Origin of the sequence: Xylanimonas sp. McL0601, assembly GCF_049852175.1 — a bacterium.
Taxonomy (GTDB): domain Bacteria; phylum Actinomycetota; class Actinomycetes; order Actinomycetales; family Cellulomonadaceae; genus Xylanimonas.
Window position 1 is genome coordinate 2,587,954 of record NZ_CP187527.1, and the last position, 15,254, is coordinate 2,603,207.

The window sequence follows — 15,254 nt, forward strand, 5'->3', positions numbered from 1 at the left end:
ACGGGTCAGGGCGGCGCGCGGACCGGGCGTCAGGACCGCCTGACCGCGACCTCCTCGTCGTCGACCGCGGGCGCAGCAAACTGCGACTGGTAGAGCCGCGCGTACGCGCCGCCGGCCGCGAGCAGCGACTCGTGGTTGCCGGTCTCGACGATCTGCCCGTGCTCCATGACGACGATGACGTGGGCGTCCCGGATCGTGGAGAGCCGGTGCGCGATGACGAAGCTGGTGCGCCCGCTGCGCAGCGCGTTCATCGCCTGCTGCACCAGCACCTCGGTGCGGGTGTCGACCGAGCTCGTCGCCTCGTCGAGCACGAGGATCTCCGGGTCGGCGAGGAACGCGCGGGCGATGGTGAGCAGCTGCTTCTCGCCCACCGAGAGCGAGGAGCCCTCGTCGTCGAGCAGCGTGGCGTACCCGTCGGGCAGCGTGCGCACGAAGGGGTCGACGTACGTGGCGCGGGTGGCGGCGATGAACTCGGCCTCGCCGACGTCCCGCGTGGTGCCGTAGCGCAGGTTCTCCTCGATCGTGCCCTTGAACAGCCACGTGTCCTGCAGCACCATGCCGATGCTCGAGCGCAGGGCGTCGCGCGTCAGCTCACGGGTGTCGACGCCGTCGAGCGTGATGCGCCCGCCGTTGACCTCGTAGAACCGCATGAGCAGGTTGACCAGCGTCGTCTTCCCGGCGCCCGTCGGGCCGACGATCGCGATCGTCTGGCCCGGCTCGGCCACGAGGTCGAGGTGCTCGATGAGCGGGGCGGCGGGGTCGTAGGAGAACGAGACGTCCTCGAACGCGACCCGGCCGCGGACCGCGTCGACCCGCTTCGGGGTGGACGGGTCGGGCACCTGCTCTGGCGCGTCCAGCAGCTCGTAGACCCGCTCGGCGGACGCGACACCCGACTGCAGCAGGTTCATCATCGACGCGACCTGCGTCAGCGGCTGCGTGAACTGCCGCGAGTACTGGATGAACGCCTGCACGTCGCCCAGGCTCAGCGCGCCGGAGGCCACCCGCAGGCCGCCCACCACGGCGACGACCACGTAGTTGAGGTTCGCGAGGAACCCCATGGACGGCATGATCGTGCCGCTGATCGCCTGGGCGTTGCGCGACGCCTTGAACAGCGCGTCGTTCTCGTCCGCGAACTTCTCGGCGGACGCGTGCTCCTGCCCGTAGACCTTGACCAGCGAGTGGCCCGTGAACATCTCCTCGACGTGCGCGTTGAGCCGGCCGGTCGAGGCCCACTGGGCGATGAACTGCGGCTGGCTCCGCTTGGCGATCTGCGTGGTCACGACCACCGAGAGCGGCACCGTGACGAGCGCGACCAGCGCCAGCACCCACGAGATCGAGAACATCATCGCGAGCACGCCGACGACGGTCAGCACGGACGTGATCAGCTGCGCGAGCGTCTGCGTCGTCGTCTGGGCGACGTTGTCGATGTCGTTGGTGACGCGCGAGAGGATCTCGCCCTTCTGCTGCTTGTCCACATAGCTGAGCGGGACCCGGTGCAGCTTGGCCTCGACCTCGTCCCGCAGGCGGCGCATGGTGTTCTGCACCGCGATCGTCATGATGTACGACTGCAGCCAGCCGAACAGGAACGCGCCGACGTAGATCGCGAGCACCCACAGGAGCACCTGGCCGAGGCGGTCGAAGTCGATGCCCTGGCCGGGCACGACGTTCGGCGTCGCGGCGAGCATGTCGGCAAGCCGGCCCTGCCCGGACTGCCGCAGCGCGTCGACGGCCTGCGCGGTGGTGGTGCCCGGCGGCACCTGCGTGCCCAGGACCTTGCCGACGAAGCCCTCGAAGATGATGTTCGTGGCATGGCCCAGGATGCGCGGGCCGACGACGGACAGCGCCACCGATGCGGCGCCAAACAGGAGGAGCGCCACGACCTTGCCGCGCTCGGGCCGCATCGTGCCGGCGAACCGCCGCAGCGAGCCCTTGAAGTTCATGGCCTTCTCGCCCGGCATGCCCATACCCATGGGGCCGCCGGGGCCCGGCCCGAAGCCGCGCCGTTGCGGCGGCCGCACGGGTGCCGGCTCGCTGGTGGACTTCTGCTCGGTGCTCATGCCGCCTCCTCGAGGGACATCTGGGAGGTGACGATCTCCTGGTACGTCGCGTTGCTCGCCAGCAGCTCGGCGTGCGTGCCGCGCCCCACGACCCGGCCGTGCTCGAGCACGAGGATCTGGTCGGCGTCGCGGATGGTGGCCACGCGCTGAGCGACGATCAGCACGGTGGCGTCGCCGATGCGCGGCCGGAGCGCGGCCCGCAGGCGCGCGTCGGTCGCGTAGTCGAGCGCCGAGAAGGAGTCGTCGAACAGGTAGAGGCGGGGCCGGCGCACCACCGCCCGGGCGATCGCCAGGCGCTGGCGCTGGCCGCCGGAGAACGTGGCGCCGCCCTGCGCGACCGGCGCCTCGAGGCCCTCGGGCAGCGCCTCGACGAAGTCGCGCGCCTGCGCGACCTCGAGCGCCTCCCACATCTCCTCCTCCGTGGCGTCAGGCATGCCGTACCGGAGGTTGGAGGCGATCGTCCCGCTGAACAGGAATGCCTTCTGCGGCACCAGGCCCAGCAGCGAACCCAGGTCGTCGGTCGCGAACGAGCGCACGTCGACGCCGTCGATCCGCACGCTGCCCCCCGTCGCGTCGAAGAGGCGCGGCACCAGGTTGAGCAGCGTCGTCTTGCCGGCGCCGGTCGAGCCGATGACGGCGGTGACGGTGCCGGGCTCGGCGGTGAGGGACACGTGCTCCAGCACCGGCTCCGCGGCACCCGGGTAGCGGAACTCGACGTCGTCGAGCTCGAGGCGGCCGCGCGGGCCGTCGCCGTCGTTGAGCGCGGTGAGCGAGACCGGCGCGTCCGGCTCGACCACCGACGTCCGTGTGTCGAGCACGGCGCCGATGCGGTCCGCGGCGACCGCGGCGCGCGGCACCATCATGATCATCATCGTCGACATCATCACGGCCATGAGGATGTACATGAGGTAGCTGAGGAACGCCGTCAGCGAGCCGATCTGCATCTCCCCCGCGTCGATCTGCCGGGCGCCGAACCACAGCACCGCGACGGACGACAGGTTCATGATCAGCATGACCGTCGGGAACGCGACGGCCATGAGCTTGCCGGCACCGAGCGACGTCTCGTAGAGCGCGGTGTTCGCCTCGCCGAACCGCGCGACCTCGCGCTGCTCGCGCACGAACGCGCGCACGACTCGCAGGCCGGAGATCTGCTCGCGCAGCACGCCGTTGATGACGTCGATCCGGCCCTGCATCGCGCGGAAGTACGGCACCATCCGCCACAGGAGCAGGCCCATGACGATGCCCAGCACGGGCACGATGATTAGCAGCAGGCCGGACAGCGTCACGTCCTGCTGCAGCGCCATGATGACGCCGCCGATCAGCATGATCGGGGCCATGACCGTGATGGTGAAGGTCATGAGCATCACCATCTGGACCTGCTGCACGTCGTTGGTGGTGCGGGTGATCAGCGACGGCGCGCCGAACTTGCCCATCTCCCGGGCGCTGAAGCCCTGGACCGAGGCGAACAGGTCGTGGCGCAGGTCCCGGCCGAACGCCGTAGCGGCCCGGGCGCCGAGGATCGCGGCGCCGATGGCGCACGCCATCTGGCCGAGGCTGACGGCGAGCATCCAGCCGCCGGTGCGCCAGATGTAGCCGATGTCGCCCTTGACGACGCCGTTGTCGATGATGTTGGCGTTGAGCGAGGGCAGGTACAGGTTCGCCAGCGTCTGCAGCAGCTGCAGCACCAGCAGCACTGCGACGGCGGCGCCGTACGGCCGCAGGTACCTGCGGGCCAGGGTGGGGAGCATCAGGCTTCCTTGCTCTCGGGGCGGAGTTCTGCGGTGCCGACGAGCCCGTGGACGAGCGCGTCGGCGACGACGGCGGCCGGCAGGGCCGGCAGCAGGCGGTCGCGTGCGTGGGAGCCGGTGACAGCGGACTCGATCATCGCGGCGGCGACGTCGAGCGGCACGCGCAGGCGAGGGGCGTCGGGCTCGAGCAGCGAGCGCAGCCCCTCGTCCAGGACGACGCGCTGCGCCTCGCGCTGCGCGAGCAGCTCGGAGCGCAGGGAGGCCATGAGCTCGTGGTCGGCGCGCTCGGGGACAGTTGCGCGGGCGTGCAGCGAGCGCAGCACCCCGGCCCAGCGCCAGACGTCGCCGACCTGCGCGCGACCGGCCTCGATCACGGCCTGGACCCGCTCGACGAGCGGCAGCGCGCGGTCGATCGCCGCGAGCTCGTCGTGCGTCTGCTCGGGGCGCGAGGCGCGGCGCAGACCCTCGAACGCGACCTCGCCGACGAGCGTGCTCTTGTCGGCGAACACGCGGAACAGCGTGCCCTCCGCGACCCCGGCCGCGGTGGCCAGCTCCTTCGTCGTGACGTCGAGCCCGCGCTCCTCCACGAGGGGAAGGACGGCGTCGATGATCGCGGCTCGTCGCTCCTCGGGGGTCAGCGGAGCGGCGCGGCGCCGGGTGTCGACCTGCTCGATCCTCACCATCGCACCGTAAATGAGTGAGCACTCACTCCGCAAGACCCGCCAGGGCCGGACATGACAGGGCGGGGCGAGCGTGCGCTCGCCCCGCCCGTCCGGCGCCCGGGGGTCAGACCTCCGGCTCGGCCGGCGGCTCCGGCTCGGCCGGCGGCGCCGCGGTCGGCTGCGGCGGCTCGCCGGGGTGCTGCCCCGCCTCCTGGGCCGGGTCGAACGGCAGGCCGGAACGCGTGCCCGACGCCGTCGCGTCCGCCGTCGCGGCCTCGGACTGCCGCTGGGCCTCGCGCAGCGCCTCGGCCGGCGGGGTCAGCGTGTCGCCGCCGAGCGCCTCCATGCGCTCCTTGCGCAGGGCCCTGACCGCGGCCGACTCCTCCTCGCGGGGCCCCGTCGGGCCTTCGCCGGGCACGCCCGGCACTCCCGGCACACCGGAGCCACCGAATCCCTTGGAGATGGAGCCCAGCGCGGCGGTGAACTCGGTGGGGACGATCCACAGCTTCGAGGCCGTGCCGTTGGCGATCCGCGGCAGCATCTGCAGGTACTGGTACGCGAGCAGCTTGGGGTCGGCATCGCCGGTGTGGATCGCGTCGAACACCTGGAGGATGGCGCGCGCCTCGCCCTCGGCCCGCAGCACCTGCGACTGCGCGTCGCCCTCGGCCCGCAGGATCGCCGACTGCTTCTCGCCCTCCGCCGTGAGGATCTGCGACTGCTTGATGCCCTCCGCCGTGAGGATGGTGGCACGACGGTCGCGCTCCGCGCGCATCTGCTGCTCCATCGAGCCCTGCACCGACGCCGGCGGGTCGATCGACTTGAGCTCGACGCGGTTGACTCGCACGCCCCATCGCCCGGTCGCCTCGTCGAGCACGCCGCGCAGCTGGCCGTTGATCTGGTCACGGCTGGTGAGGGTCTGCTCGAGGTCCATCGAGCCGACCACGTTGCGCAGCGTGGTGACGGTGAGCTGCTCGATGCCGGTGATGTAGTTGGCGATCTCGTAGACGGCCGACTTGGGGTCGGTCACCTGGAAGTAGATGACCGTGTCGATCGACACCACGAGGTTGTCGGAGGTGATCACGGGCTGCGGCGGGAAGCTGACGACCTGCTCTCGGAGGTCGACGCCCGCGCGCACGCGGTCGATGAACGGCACCAGGATGTGCAGGCCGGGCTCGAGGGTCTTGTGGTACCGGCCCAGGCGCTCGACGAGCAGCGCGGTGGCCTGCGGCACGATCCGCACGGCCCTGACCAGCGCGATGACCACGAAGATCAGGAGGACGAGCAGCACCGCGTACAGCGCGATCGCGCCCGGGGTGAAGCTGGAGGTGTCCAAGGCGAGCTCTCCTTCGACGGAGTGCTCCGCCGCAGTTGCGGCGGAGGACGTGCTCAGGCGGCGGAGGCCGCGCCCACGGGGGCGACGACGGCGGTGGCGCCGTCGATCCGTACGACCTGGACCTCGGTGCCGACCGGCAGCACGGGCGAGCCCGGCAGGCCGTCGTCGTCGAGGCGGGCCGTCCAGACCTCGCCGACGAGCTTGATGCGGCCGCCCGTCTCGCTGACGTCGGCGACGACGACGGCGCGCCGGCCGACCTGAGCGGCGGCGTTGGTCTCTGTCAGCGGCACCCGGCGGCGCAGCGTGCGCAGCACCCAGGGGCGCAGCGTCAGGACCAGCAGGATGGCGGTGACGCAGGCGATGATCACCTGCAGCCAGCCGGGCGCACCGAGCGCGGCCGCGAGCGCCCCTGCGAGCGCTCCCCCGATGAGCATGAGGACGACGACGTCCAGAACGATGACCTCGACGATGCCGAGCGCGATCGCCGCCAGAACCCACCACACCCAGTCCATCGTGACCCTTCCCACGAGCGCCAACCATGACCTTTTGCCTAGATTTTACCCAGGCTGGAACGCGGGCGGCTAGGGTCGCGACGCGTCTCGCGCGGGCTCAGTGCCGGCCGTGGCTCCCGGCCGGCCTGGCCGCGCGGGCGAGCCACCGCCCGCCGCCGTGCGCCACGAGCAGGTCGATGCCGAACGCCGCCGAGAGGTTCTCTGACGTCAGCACCTCCTCGAGCCTGCCCGCCGCCTGGACCTTGCCGTGCGCGCCGAGCAGCAGCATGTGCGTGAAGCCCGGCGGGATCTCCTCGACGTGGTGCGTCACGAGCAGGAGCACCGGCGAGCTCGGGTCGCCCGCGAGCTCGGACAGCGCGCCGACCAGCTCCTCGCGGCCGCCCAGGTCGAGGCCTGCGCCGGGCTCGTCGAGGATCAGCAGCTCGGGGTCGGTCATGAGCGCGCGCGCGATCTGCACCCGCTTGCGCTCGCCCTCCGAGAGCGTGCCGTAGTAGCGGTCTGCGAGGGTGTCGACGTCGAACGCGTGCAGCAGCTCGGTGGCCCGCTGGGAGTCGAGGTCCTCGTACTCCTCGTGCCAGCGGCCGGTGACGCCGTAGGCGGCGGTGAGGACGACGTCGCGCACCAGCTCGTTGCCCGGGATCTGCTCGGCCAGGGCGGCCGACGCCAGGCCGATGCGGGGGCGGAGCTCGAAGACGTCCACCTTGCCGAGCGTCTCGCCCAGGAGCGCGGCGGTGCCTGCGGTCGGGTGCATGCGGGCGGAGACGATCTGCATGAGCGTCGTCTTGCCCGCGCCGTTGGGCCCGAGCACGATCCAGCGCTCGCCCTCCTCCACCTGCCAGTCCAGCCCGTCGAGGATGGTGGTGCCGCCGCGCCGAACGGTGGCGCCCTGCAGGTCGAGAACCCAGCTCATGGTGCCCGACCCTATCGGTACTCTGACCAGGTGCCCGCGAACCCCACCGCGCTCCCCCGCAGCGCCGTGCTCGCGCTGTGGCTGCAGTCCGAGTCCTTCGCTCCGGGTGTCGTCGTCCGGTGCGTCCAGGGTGACGACGAGCCCCACACCGTGAGCGGCCTGCCCGGCTTCGAGGCGGCCACCGCCGGCCTCAAGGACCTCGTCGAGACGTGGTCCGCAGGCCCCCGCGAGGTCGTCGCGCTCCAGCCTGCGCCGGGCGACCCGGCGGGCGTGCCCGCCGTGGCGACGGCGCCCGCGACCGCTGCCGGCGAGTGCCTCGCCGTCGAGACCCCGCGCGGGTCGTGGGCGGTGGTCCCCGAGGTCACCGCCTTCGGCAGCACGCTCGAGCGGGGCCACCTGGTCGCGTGGCAGGTGCTCGAGGTGCCGCGGTGGTCGACGGCGGTGGCCGGCGCGCTCGGTTCGCTCGCCGACGCCGAGCGCGACCTGCGCACCTCCCTCGTCACCGCCACCGAGGCGCTCGACCAGCTCGACGTCGCCCGGTGGCGCGACGACGCCGCCGACGCGATCGAGGCCGTCCGCAGCTCGACCACCGACGCGTGGCCCGTGCCGCCCCTCGAGGGCCGGCGGGCCCGGGTGCTGCAGCTCGCCACCCGGCTGCTCGCGATCGTCGACGTCGCCACGGCGGACGACGGCGGAGCGGTGAACCTCTGGCAGGCGGACCAGCGCTCGACGGCGCTGCGCGAGGTCGAACGGACGGCCCGCCACGCGCTGGCAGCGGCGACGTTCGGACGGACCGGGGGCTGAGCGCGTCCTCCCGCGGACTCAGCCCGCCAGCACCTGGCGGTAGACCTCCATCGTCCGCTCCGCGATCGCCGCCCACGCGAAGTGGTCCTCGGCGCGCTTGCGTCCGGCGGCGCCCATGTCGGCAGCCCGCTGCGGGTCCGCGAGCACGCGCAGCAGAGCGTCGGCCAGGTCCTTGACGAACGTCGGCGGGTCGAGCGGCGTGCCCGTGCCATCGTCGACCTGCTCGATCGGGACGAGGGCACCGGTCACGCCGTCGTCGACGACCTCCGGGACGCCGCCGGTCGCCGAGCCCACCACAGGCAGGCCCACGGCCATGGCCTCGAGGTTGACGATGCCGAGCGGCTCGTACACCGACGGGCACACGAACACCGTCCCGCTGCTGAGCACCGCGATGAGGTCCGGGCGGGGCAGCATCTCCTCGATCCAGATGACGCCCGCGTCGTCGCGGTCACGGCCGCCGCGACGCTCGCGGAGGTTCGCGACGAGCGACTTGACCTCGGCCATGATCTCGGGCGTGTCGGGGGCGCCCGCGCACAGCACCAGCTGGACGTCGTCGGGCAGCGCCTCGGCCGCGCGCAGCAGGTAGGGCAGGCCCTTCTGGCGGGTGATGCGGCCGACGAACACGACCGACTGCTTCGCCGGGTCGATGCCCAGGCGCCGCACCGTGGCCTGGGCGGCGTCCGCCTCGGGGCCGGTCTCGGCGGGGCGCACCCAGCCGGACAGGTCGATGCCGTTGTGCACCACGTGCACCTTGGCCGGGTCGAGCTCGGGGTAGCTCCGCAGGATGTCGGCGCGCATGCCGCCCGAGACGGCGATGATGCCGGCGGCGCCGAGGTAGGCCGTCCTCTCCGCCCACGAGGAGATGGCGTAGCCGCCGCCGAGCTGCTCGGCCTTCCACGGGCGCAGCGGCTCGAGCGAGTGCGCCGAGATCACGTGCGGGATGCCGTGCAGCAGGCCGCCGAGGTGGCCGGCCATGTTGGCGTACCAGGTGTGGGAGTGGACGAGGTCGGCGCCCGCGACGTCGTTCGCCATCGCGAGGTCGACGCCGAGCGTCGAGAGGGCGGGGTTCGCGCCCTCGAGCGTGGCGGGGACGTCGTAGCCGAAGATGCCGGCCGCCTCGGCCTCGGGGCCGCGCGGGCCGTCAAACGCCCGCACGCGGACTTCCGCGTGGGGTCGCAGCACCTGCGAGAGCTCGGCGACGTGGACGCCTGCGCCGCCGTAGACGAAGGGCGGGAACTCGCGGGTCAGCAGGTCGACGCGCAGGCGCGCGGAAGAACGGAGAGGGCCGGTGGGTTCGGTCACGCCGCCCACCGTAGCGAGCCCGCCGACGCCACGCTACGGACGCGACGCGGCCTGGCAGGGCGCCCGGGCGCACCCGGCCCTAAGGTCAAGCCATGGCGTCCAACCCCCGCGTTCTCGCGATCGTCCTCGCCGGTGGCGAGGGCAAGAGGCTGATGCCGCTGACCGCCCATCGCGCCAAGCCCGCGGTGCCGTTCGGTGGCATCTACCGCCTCATCGACTTCGCGCTCTCGAACATCATCAACTCCCGCTACCTGCGCGTCGTCGTGCTGACCCAGTACAAGTCGCACTCGCTCGACAGGCACATCTCCAAGACGTGGCGGATGTCACCTCTGCTCGGCAACTACGTGTCGTCCGTGCCGGCGCAGCAGCGCGTCGGCAAGCACTGGTACCTCGGCAGCGCGGACGCGATCTACCAGTGCCTCAACATCATCGAGGACGAGCGGCCCGACATCGTCGTCGTGGTCGGCGCGGACCACGTGTACCGCATGGACTTCTCCCAGATGGTCACGGCGCACACGGAGTCCGGCGCGCGCGCCACGGTCGCCGCGATCCGCCAGCCGATCGCGCTCGCCGACCAGTTCGGCGTGATCGACGTCGACCCGAGCCAGCCCGACCGCATCCGCGAGTTCCTCGAGAAGCCGACCAACCCCGTCGGCCTCCCGGACTCGCCGCAGGAGGTCCTGGCCTCGATGGGCAACTACGTTTTCGACGTCGACGCGCTGGTCGAGGCCGTCACGAAGGACGCGGCCGACCCGGCGTCCCGCCACGACATGGGCGGCGACATCATCCCGGCGTTCGTCGACCAGGGGACCGCCGGCGTCTACGACTTCATCCGCAACGACGTGCCGGGCTCGACCGACCGCGATCGCGACTACTGGCGCGACGTGGGCACCATGGACGCCTACTTCGACGCGAACAAAGACCTCATCGCGGTGCAGCCGGTGTTCAACCTGTACAACGACGAGTGGCCGGTCTACACGGGCTACATCGGGCTGCCCCCGGCGAAGTTCGTGCACGCCGGCCCCGGCCGCCTGGGCCACGCCGCGGACTCGATCGTCTCCCCCGGCGTGCTCGTCTCGGGCGCGACCGTCGCGGGCTCGATCCTGTCGCCCGGCGTGCACCTGCACTCGTGGGCGACGGTCACGAACTCCGTGATCATGGACGACGTCCAGGTGCACCGGCACGCCCAGGTCCACCGGGCGGTCATCGACAAGAACGTCGTCGTGGGCGAGCGCGCCCGCGTCGGCGTCGACCACGACGAGGACAGGGCACGGGGCTACACGGTGACCGAGTCGGGCATCACCGTCGTCCCGAAGGGCACAATCGTCACGTGAACCATGCCGTGACAGAGCCCCGCCGCCTCGTCGTGACCGACGTCGACTCCACGTTCATCCAGCAGGAGGTCATCGAGCTCCTCGCCGAGCACGCCGGCACGCGCGACCAGGTCGCCGACGTGACCGAGCGCGCCATGCGCGGCGAGCTCGACTTCGCCGCCTCGCTGCGGGAGCGGGTCGCGACGCTGGCCGGGGTCCCTGTCGCGGCGCTGGACGACGTGCGCGAGGCGGTGGTGCTCTCCCCCGGCGCCGCCGAGCTGGTGGCCGAGTGCCACCGGCGCGGGTGGGCGTTCGGGCTCGTGTCCGGCGGGTTCGAGGAGATCGTGGGCCCGCTCGCGGCGTCGCTCGGCATCACCCGGGTGCGGGCCAACCGGCTGGAGGTCGCCGACGGCGTGCTGACGGGCCGCACCCTGGGCACCGTCGTCGACCGGTCCGTGAAGGCCGCGACGCTGCGCGAGTGGGCCGACGCGGAGGGCGTCGCGATGGCGGACACGGTCGCCGTCGGCGACGGGGCGAACGACCTCGACATGCTCGCCGCGGCAGGGGTAGGCGTCGCCTACCGCGCCAAGCCGGTGGTCCGCGCGCAAGCGCCCCACGCGATCGAGACCCGCCTGGACGAGGTCCTGGAACTCGTGGACACCCTGACCCGAATCCCCTGACGCGGGCCCAACGACAGTTGTGGGTCCCTGGGGCTCCGGTCATCCGAGGCGATGACCGGAGCCCCAGGGACCCACAACTGTTTCTGCGCGGGAGTTACGGGCGCGTCACCGTCAGGAGGCGGGCGCGGGAGCGGCCCCAGTCCGCCCAGGCGTCCTCCGACTCCAGGACCGAGTAGGTGGCTGTCGGCACGCCGACGCGCACCTGCGCGAGCGCGGCGTCGTCGGACCCTGGACCCGCTAGGTGCGCGGCGGTGGCCGCCATCGTCGGCTCGTGCCCGACGACGAGGACGGTCCGGACGCCGTCGGCGACCGAGCGCACGAGCTCGAGGACGTCCGCGACGGAGGCCTCGTAGAGCTCGGGCTCCAGCCGCACCTCGCCCTGCGGCCCGTCGAGGTGCTTGGCGAGGAGGTCCCACGTCTGCCGCGTGCGCAGCGCCGTCGAGACGAGGGCGAGCTCGGGGGCGAGGCCGGCGGCGCTGAACGTCTTGCCGACCCCGCCCGCCTGCTTGCGACCGTTGGTCGCGAGGGGACGCATCTCGTCCGGCACCTCGTCGCGGCCGGGCTCGGCCTTCGCGTGCCGCAGGAGCACGAGCCGTCGTACGGTCATCGTCCCTCTCTGGTCGTCAGGGGGCAGTGCTACTGCCCCATCGCGTGAACACCACCGTCGACGTGAACGATCTCACCGGTCGTCGCCGGGAACCAGTCCGAGAGCAGCGCGACCACGGCGCGGGCGGCGGGCTCGGCCGTCGTCTGGTCCCACCCGAGGGGCGCGCGGCGGGGCCACGCGTCCTCCATCGTCTGGAAGCCGGGGATCGACTTCGCGGCGGTGGTGCGGATCGGGCCGGCCGACACGAGGTTGGCGCGGATGCCGTCGGGGCCCAGGTCACGGGCCAGGTAGCGGTTCGCCGACTCGAGACCGGCCTTGGCGACGCCCATCCAGTCGTAGACCGGCCAGGCGAACTGCGCGTCGAACGTGAGGCCGACGACGGCACCGCCGTCGGTCATGAGCGGCTTGGCCGCGACGGCGAGCGACTTGTACGAGAACGTCGACACGTGGATGGCCGTCGCGACGTCCTCCCAGGTCCCGGCGAGGAAGTTGCCGCCCATGACGCTCTGCGGCGCGAACCCGATCGAGTGCACGACGCCGTCGAGGCGGTCGAGGCCCGCGGCGCGCACGGCGTCGGCGAGGCCGTCGAGGTCCTCCTGGCTCGTCACGTCGAGCTGCACCACGGGGGCCTCGACGGGCAGGCGCTTCGCGAACGCCTGCGTGAGCTTCATCTGGCGGCCGAACGACGAGAGCACGACCTCGGCGCCCTCCTCCTGGGCGAGGCGCGCCGCGTGGAACGCGATCGAGCTGTCGGTCAGCACCCCGGTGATGAGGAGCTTCTTGCCGTCGAGCAGACCCATGATGACCTTTCGGAAGTTCTGGTGGGAGAGAGTAGCGAAGAGGGGCCTCAGTGGCCCATGCCCAGCCCGCCGTCGACGGGGATCACGGCACCCGAGACGTAGCCGGCGGCGTCCGACGCGAGGAACTGCACGACGCCCGCGACCTCCTCGGGAGTGGCGAACCGGCCGGCCGGGATCGACGCCTTGTACTGCTTCTGCGTCTCTTCGGGCAGCACCGCGGTCATCGCCGTCTCGACGAAGCCCGGCGCCACGACGTTCGCCGTGATGCCGCGGCCGCCGAGCTCGCGCGTGATGGAGCGGGCCATGCCCACGAGGGCGGCCTTCGAGGCGGCGTAGTTGATCTGGCCGGAGCCGCCGTACAGGCCGACGACGGAGCCGATCATCACGATGCGGCCGCGGCGCAGGCGGATCATGCCCTTCGAGGCGCGGCGGACCACCCGGAACGTGCCCTTGAGGTTGGTGTCCAGGACGGCGTCGAAGTCCTCGTCCGACATGCGCATGAGGAGGCCGTCGCGCGTGACGCCGGCGTTGGCCACCAGCACCTCGACCGGGCCGAGGTCCTGCTCGATCGCGGTGAAGGCGCGGTCCACCGCGTCGGCGTCGGTCACGTCGGCGACGTAGCCGTGGGTGCCCTCCGGCACGTCACCGCCGCGGTGCAGCGCGGCGACGGTGTCGCCCGCGGCGACGAACGCCTCGGCGATCGCGCGCCCGATGCCGCGGGAGGCGCCGGTCACGACGACGACGCGAGAAGACGTGCTCACAGGGGTGTCCTTTCGTCAGGAGAGGGCCGATGTGAACGTACCGTGACGCAGCCGCGGATCACGCGCACGCCCCGGACCGCTTCGGGCCCTGGACTTGTCGGTTTCCTACAAGGCCCGGGGGAACCCCGGAGCGCTCGTAGACTGGCGAGGTGAGCACCAGTGCGGCGTCGCCGCGTCAGCCCGCCCGCCGGCGGGACGAAGAGGTGCCCTCGATCACGAGCGCACCCGAGCCCCTGGCGGACGACCAGGCGCGCCGCGCGCGCCGGTACCTGATGCAGATGGGCTTCCGCGTGGTGTGCTTCGTCGGCGCGTACTTCGCGTCGGGCTGGCTGCGCTGGACGATGGTCGCCATCGCCATCGTGATCCCCTACGTCGCCGTGATCCTCGTCAACGCGGGGCGCGACAAGGTCGAGTACGACACGTCCGCGATGCTCCCGGCCACGCCGAAGGAGCTGCCGGCGACGCCCGACGGCGTGGACGTCGTCGAGCACGTCGACGATCCTGCCGACCCCCCTGCCGACCGTCATGAGGAGCGCTGAGTGGACCTGCTGGGATCCGCCGACCCGGTGGCCGAGGGCGACCTCGTCTGCTCGGCCAAGGGCTGCCGGGAGGCGGCCGCGTGGGGGCTGCTGTGGAACAACCCCAAGCTCCACGCTCCGGAGCGCCGCAAGGTGTGGCTCGCGTGCGACGCCCACCGGCCGACGCTGGAGGAGTTCCTCGGCCTGCGCGAGTTCTGGAAGCAGACGGTGCCGGTCTCGGAGCTCGACCGGTTCGACCCGGACGCGCGCCCGTGACGTCCGCCCCCGCCCCGACCTCCGCGCCGCCCCGCACCCGCCGTCAGTGGGTGACGCTGGGCGTTGGCGCCGTCGTGCTCGCGGCGCTGTGCGTGCTCGCCGCCGTGTGGCAGTGGCACCGGTACACCGCGCGCGAGGCGCAGATCCACCTCGTCGAGTCGAACTACGGCGCCGAGCCGGTCGCCCTCGGCGAGATCCTGCCGGCGCCGGGCGCGGTGCTCGCCGAGGACGACACCTGGCGTCCTGCGACCCTCACGGGCCGGTACCGCCCGGAGGACACGGTGCTGCTGCGCAACCGGCCGGTCGAGTCGACGCCGGGCTTCCACGTGCTGGTGCCGTTCGAGACCGACGACGGGCTCGTGGTCGTCGTCGACCGCGGGTTCGTGCCCTTGGGCGAGGACTCGAGCAAGCCCGACGCGTTCCCCGCTCCCCCGGACGGCGAGGTCACCGTGACCGTCACGCTGCGCGCGGACGAGCCGGCGTCGTCGCGCGGGGCGCCGGCCGGACAGGTGCAGGCGATCTCGACGCCGCAGGTGCTGGCCGCGGGGCCGTCCGGGGCGTCGTGGGCCGGCGGCCGGACCGTGGCCGCCTACGGGCAGCTGCGCACGGAGGACCCGGCGCCGGCCGGGTCGCTGCTGGCCCTGCCTCCGCCCGACCTCGACCCAGGCTCGCACCTGTCGTACACGTTCCAGTGGTGCGTGTTCGCGGCCGGGGCGATCGGCGGGTACATCGTGCTCTGGCGTCGAGAGACGCGGGGCACCCAACCCACCGCGGGTGACCTGCTGCTGGCCGGCGGCGAGGAGGGCACGCGCGCGCCGCGGCCCCCGCGGCGTCGTCGACCGACCGACGAGGAGCTCGAGGACGCCCTGCTGGGCGAGGACTGACGACGCGGACCGTAGAACGGGCGGCTGGCCCTGGCCTCCGCCGCCCGAGAGCGCTCTGGTGAGCTGGCCGAGGTCTCCGCCGGTGCC

The 15,254-nt window shown here is 72.6% G+C and carries 16 protein-coding genes; 6 read left to right on the top strand and 10 right to left on the bottom strand.

Annotated features, from left to right (window positions below):
• Positions 1 to 29: 29 nt before the first annotated feature.
• From ACO4JP_RS11915 to ACO4JP_RS11940, 6 genes are all read right to left on the bottom strand, one after another.
• Positions 30 to 2,057, bottom strand: coding sequence for an ABC transporter ATP-binding protein (locus tag ACO4JP_RS11915; protein WP_425953934.1), 2,028 nt, complete (start codon positions 2,055 to 2,057; stop codon positions 30 to 32).
• Positions 2,054 to 3,805, bottom strand: coding sequence for an ABC transporter ATP-binding protein (locus tag ACO4JP_RS11920; RefSeq protein ID WP_425953936.1), 1,752 nt, complete (start codon positions 3,803 to 3,805; stop codon positions 2,054 to 2,056). The genes ACO4JP_RS11915 and ACO4JP_RS11920 overlap by 4 nt, the downstream gene beginning before the upstream one ends.
• On the bottom strand, positions 3,805 to 4,485 hold the full coding sequence (locus ACO4JP_RS11925) for a TetR/AcrR family transcriptional regulator (RefSeq protein WP_425953938.1): 681 nt from the start codon (positions 4,483 to 4,485) through the stop codon (positions 3,805 to 3,807). Before ACO4JP_RS11925 ends, ACO4JP_RS11920 begins: the two co-directional genes overlap by 1 nt.
• A gap of 106 nt (positions 4,486 to 4,591) precedes the next feature.
• Positions 4,592 to 5,800 carry an SPFH domain-containing protein gene (locus tag ACO4JP_RS11930; protein ID WP_425953939.1) on the bottom strand — a complete coding sequence of 403 codons (1,209 nt, stop codon included), beginning with the start codon at positions 5,798 to 5,800 and terminating at the stop codon, positions 4,592 to 4,594.
• A 53-nt stretch (positions 5,801 to 5,853) separates the two neighbouring features.
• Positions 5,854 to 6,327, bottom strand: coding sequence for an NfeD family protein (locus ACO4JP_RS11935; protein ID WP_425953941.1), 474 nt, complete (start codon positions 6,325 to 6,327; stop codon positions 5,854 to 5,856).
• An 82-nt stretch (positions 6,328 to 6,409) separates the two neighbouring features.
• A complete protein-coding gene (locus tag ACO4JP_RS11940) occupies positions 6,410 to 7,222 on the bottom strand; it encodes an ABC transporter ATP-binding protein (RefSeq protein ID WP_425953943.1) in 813 nt (270 codons plus the stop codon).
• Positions 7,223 to 7,252: 30 nt separating this feature from the next.
• Here ACO4JP_RS11940 and ACO4JP_RS11945 point away from each other — a divergent pair, with 30 nt between their 5' ends.
• On the top strand, positions 7,253 to 8,026 hold the full coding sequence (locus ACO4JP_RS11945; protein WP_425953945.1) for a hypothetical protein: 774 nt from the start codon (positions 7,253 to 7,255) through the stop codon (positions 8,024 to 8,026).
• A gap of 18 nt (positions 8,027 to 8,044) precedes the next feature.
• On the opposite strand, the gene glgA is transcribed toward ACO4JP_RS11945, so the two are convergent.
• On the bottom strand, positions 8,045 to 9,289 hold the full coding sequence (glgA, locus tag ACO4JP_RS11950) for a glycogen synthase (RefSeq protein ID WP_425957103.1): 1,245 nt from the start codon (positions 9,287 to 9,289) through the stop codon (positions 8,045 to 8,047).
• Positions 9,290 to 9,420: 131 nt separating this feature from the next.
• Here glgA and glgC point away from each other — a divergent pair, with 131 nt between their 5' ends.
• Together glgC and serB are read left to right on the top strand one after the other, a co-directional pair.
• Positions 9,421 to 10,662 (top strand): glucose-1-phosphate adenylyltransferase, encoded by a 1,242-nt coding sequence (gene glgC / locus ACO4JP_RS11955; protein ID WP_425953947.1) that lies wholly within the window; start codon positions 9,421 to 9,423, stop codon positions 10,660 to 10,662.
• On the top strand, positions 10,659 to 11,321 hold the full coding sequence (gene serB, locus ACO4JP_RS11960; protein ID WP_425953948.1) for a phosphoserine phosphatase SerB: 663 nt from the start codon (positions 10,659 to 10,661) through the stop codon (positions 11,319 to 11,321). The genes glgC and serB overlap by 4 nt, the downstream gene beginning before the upstream one ends.
• A 94-nt stretch (positions 11,322 to 11,415) precedes the next feature.
• Here serB and ACO4JP_RS11965 read toward each other — a convergent pair whose 3' ends face one another.
• The 3 genes from ACO4JP_RS11965 to fabG are packed head-to-tail and all read right to left on the bottom strand — an operon-like array spanning position 11,416 to position 13,489.
• Complete coding sequence (locus ACO4JP_RS11965) at positions 11,416 to 11,928, bottom strand: SixA phosphatase family protein (RefSeq protein ID WP_425953950.1); 513 nt, start codon at positions 11,926 to 11,928, stop codon at positions 11,416 to 11,418.
• Between the two features lie 29 nt (positions 11,929 to 11,957).
• Positions 11,958 to 12,728, bottom strand: a complete 771-nt coding sequence (fabI, locus tag ACO4JP_RS11970; RefSeq protein ID WP_425953952.1) for an enoyl-ACP reductase FabI — start codon at positions 12,726 to 12,728, stop codon at positions 11,958 to 11,960.
• 47 nt (positions 12,729 to 12,775) lie between these two features.
• Entirely contained in the window at positions 12,776 to 13,489 is a 714-nt protein-coding gene (gene fabG, locus ACO4JP_RS11975) for a 3-oxoacyl-ACP reductase FabG (protein ID WP_425953953.1), read from the bottom strand.
• Between the two features lie 149 nt (positions 13,490 to 13,638).
• On the opposite strand from fabG, the gene ACO4JP_RS11980 reads away from it, so the two are divergent.
• Genes ACO4JP_RS11980 through ACO4JP_RS11990 form a run of 3 tightly spaced genes read left to right on the top strand, consistent with a single transcriptional unit; the run spans position 13,639 to position 15,167 of the window.
• On the top strand, positions 13,639 to 14,028 hold the full coding sequence (locus ACO4JP_RS11980; protein ID WP_425953955.1) for a DUF3099 domain-containing protein: 390 nt from the start codon (positions 13,639 to 13,641) through the stop codon (positions 14,026 to 14,028).
• Positions 14,029 to 14,283: a hypothetical protein gene (locus ACO4JP_RS11985; RefSeq protein ID WP_425953956.1), complete on the top strand. Its 255-nt coding sequence runs from the start codon at positions 14,029 to 14,031 to the stop codon at positions 14,281 to 14,283.
• The gene (locus ACO4JP_RS11990; RefSeq protein ID WP_425953957.1) at positions 14,280 to 15,167 is read left to right on the top strand and encodes an SURF1 family protein; all 888 of its coding nucleotides are present in this window, start codon (positions 14,280 to 14,282) and stop codon (positions 15,165 to 15,167) included. The genes ACO4JP_RS11985 and ACO4JP_RS11990 overlap by 4 nt, the downstream gene beginning before the upstream one ends.
• Positions 15,168 to 15,254: the final 87 nt, after the last annotated feature.

What these genes read in the sequence shown, in the direction of transcription:
- ACO4JP_RS11915 (WP_425953934.1), bottom strand. Translation starts at nt 2,057, where the DNA reads ATGAGCACCGAGCAGAAGTCCACCAGCGAGCCGGCACCCGTGCGGCCG.
- glgC (WP_425953947.1), top strand. Translation starts at nt 9,421, where the DNA reads ATGGCGTCCAACCCCCGCGTTCTCGCGATCGTCCTCGCCGGTGGCGAG.
- ACO4JP_RS11920 (WP_425953936.1), bottom strand. Translation starts at nt 3,805, where the DNA reads ATGCTCCCCACCCTGGCCCGCAGGTACCTGCGGCCGTACGGCGCCGCC.
- fabI (WP_425953952.1), bottom strand. Translation starts at nt 12,728, where the DNA reads ATGGGTCTGCTCGACGGCAAGAAGCTCCTCATCACCGGGGTGCTGACC.
- ACO4JP_RS11940 (WP_425953943.1), bottom strand. Translation starts at nt 7,222, where the DNA reads ATGAGCTGGGTTCTCGACCTGCAGGGCGCCACCGTTCGGCGCGGCGGC.
- ACO4JP_RS11965 (WP_425953950.1), bottom strand. Translation starts at nt 11,928, where the DNA reads ATGACCGTACGACGGCTCGTGCTCCTGCGGCACGCGAAGGCCGAGCCC.